This is a genomic window from Catellatospora sp. NPDC049609 (genome assembly GCF_040675365.1).
Taxonomy (GTDB): Bacteria; Actinomycetota; Actinomycetes; order Mycobacteriales; family Micromonosporaceae; genus Catellatospora.
The window spans coordinates 1-2089 of the sequence record NZ_JBFAOU010000417.1; the positions used below are offsets into that span (position 1 = coordinate 1).

Below are 2089 nucleotides of genomic sequence, written 5' to 3' on the forward strand. Positions count from 1 at the left end.
CGACCACCTGCTGCCCCGGCAGCTCGACCGGGCGGGCCTGACCGCCGACGAGGTGTCGGTCAGCGACGGCGCGCTGGGCGCGATCGCCGCCGAGCACACCCGCGAGGCGGGCGTACGCCAGCTGGAGCGGGCCCTGGCCAAGATCCTGCGCAAGGTCGCCGTCAAGCAGGCGACCGAGTCCGCCAGGGTCGAGGTGGACCGGGACAACCTCAAGGAGTTCCTGGGCCGTCCCCGGTTCACGCCGGAGTCGGCCGAGCGCACGGCGGTGCCGGGTGTGGCGACCGGGCTCGCGGTCACCGGCACCGGCGGTGACGTGCTGTTCATCGAGGCGACCTCGATGGAGGGCGAGCCGGGGCTGACCCTGACCGGCCAGCTCGGCGACGTCATGAAGGAGTCGGCGCACATCGCGCTGTCGTACCTGCGCTCGCACGGCCGCAAGCTGGGGCTGGACCCCAACGCGCTGGCCGGGCGGCGGATCCACCTGCACGTGCCCGCGGGCGCGGTGCCCAAGGACGGCCCCAGTGCCGGCATCACCATGGTCACCGCGCTGGCGTCGCTGGCCTCCGGCCGGCCCGTGCGGCCCGAGTTCGGCATGACCGGCGAGGTCACGCTGGCCGGGCGGGTGCTGCCCATCGGCGGCGTCAAGCAGAAGCTGCTGGCGGCGCACCGGGCGGGCCTCACCGAGGTGATCATCCCGGCCCGCAACGAGCCGGACCTGGACGACGTGCCGGCGGACGTACGCGAAGGCCTGAAGATCCACGTGCTGGCCGACGTCGCCGACGTGCTCGCCCTGGCCCTGCGCCCGGCCGAGCCCGCCGCGGGCGGCACCGCCTCGGACGACACCGCCTCGCCGGCCGCGCCGGCGCTGGCCGCCGCGTAACGCGGCAGACAGACGATAGGGCGCCTTCTCCTCGGTGAGAAGGCGCCCTTCGCTATGCGTCAGCGGTTCACAGCGGGTGGACGTTGGCCGCCTGCGGGCCCTTCTGGCCCTGCGTGATCTCGAACTCGACCTGCTGGCCCTCGTGGAGCTCGCGGTAGCCGCCACCGGAAATGGCGGAGTAGTGGACGAACACGTCCGCACCACCACCGTCCTGTTCGATGAAGCCGAAGCCCTTCTCAGCGTTGAACCACTTCACGGTGCCGGTTGCCATGCGAATCCCTCTCACGGGGCGTCTACTGCAGCGCGCCGCCGTGCGCGGCGCGTCAATTGCCCCACTCTCCCGCTGACCCTAGCGTGCCGGACGCCATCGGGGTGAGGTTTGCCGGTGAAGTGGGCGATTCGACGCTTGCCTGAGCGCTCGAGCGGGCATCCTGAACGGGTGACGGCCCTAATCGAGAGCGCGCTTGAGGACCTACAGCGCAAAACGCTACCGCCCCAGCACCCCGCACTCGACCGGCTGTGCCTGTCGCCGGTGCCCCTGGTGCCCGAGATCCGGCTCCACCTCGCCGTGGACGCGGTGGTGTGGTGGGCCAGGATGGAGGCCGAGGCCAAAGACGTTCTGCCGGTCCCCTACTGGGCTTCGGCCTGGGCGGGAGGGCAGGCGGTCGCCCGGTACGTGCTCGACAACCCCGCCACGGCCCGCGGGCGCCACGTGCTGGACCTCGCCGCGGGCTCCGGTCTGGCCGGCATAGCGGCGGGCCTGGCCGGCGCCGCCACCGTGACCGTCAACGACACCGACCCGTACGCCGTCGCCGCGGCGCTGCTCAACGGCCAGGCCAACGGGGTGGACGTGACCGGCAGCCAGGAGGACCTGCTCGTCGGCGACGACGACGGCTCCCCCGCCGATCTGGTACTCGCCGGTGACGTCTTCTACAGCGCCGAGATGGCCACCCGGGTGCTGCCGTTCCTGCACCGGGCCGCCCGGCGCGGCGCGACGGTGCTCGTCGGCGACCCCGGTCGCGACTTCCTCCCCGCGGACCAGCTGGTCCGGCTCGCCGGCTACGACACCGACGGCGAGCTCACCTTCTCCGACGCGCAGCTGCGCCGCATCGACGTCTACCGCCTCGACCCGCCGGCGGCGCCGCACCGGCGATGATCCGTTCGTGTGGACGCCTACCGTCGCCCTGGCCGCCTACCGCGGCCAGGGCG

3 protein-coding genes are annotated in these 2089 nt (G+C 73.1%); 2 read left to right on the forward strand and 1 reads right to left on the reverse strand.

Going from position 1 to position 2089, the window contains the following annotated elements:
- A partial coding sequence (locus AB0J67_RS40770) for a S16 family serine protease (RefSeq protein WP_363491133.1) occupies positions 1 to 880 on the forward strand: 880 nt, incomplete at its 5' end.
- A gap of 67 nt (positions 881 to 947) precedes the next feature.
- On the opposite strand, the gene AB0J67_RS40775 is transcribed toward AB0J67_RS40770, so the two are convergent.
- Positions 948 to 1151 (reverse strand): cold-shock protein, encoded by a 204-nt coding sequence (locus tag AB0J67_RS40775; RefSeq protein ID WP_363491135.1) that lies wholly within the window; start codon positions 1149 to 1151, stop codon positions 948 to 950.
- A 168-nt stretch (positions 1152 to 1319) separates the two neighbouring features.
- Between AB0J67_RS40775 and AB0J67_RS40780 the strand changes: the two genes are divergently transcribed.
- On the forward strand, positions 1320 to 2036 hold the full coding sequence (locus AB0J67_RS40780) for a 50S ribosomal protein L11 methyltransferase (RefSeq protein WP_363491137.1): 717 nt from the start codon (positions 1320 to 1322) through the stop codon (positions 2034 to 2036).
- The last annotated feature ends 53 nt before the right edge of the window (positions 2037 to 2089 follow it).

Excerpts from the sequence above, each read along its gene's own strand:
- AB0J67_RS40775 (WP_363491135.1), bottom strand. The coding sequence starts at position 1,151 with ATGGCAACCGGCACCGTGAAGTGGTTCAACGCTGAGAAGGGCTTCGGC.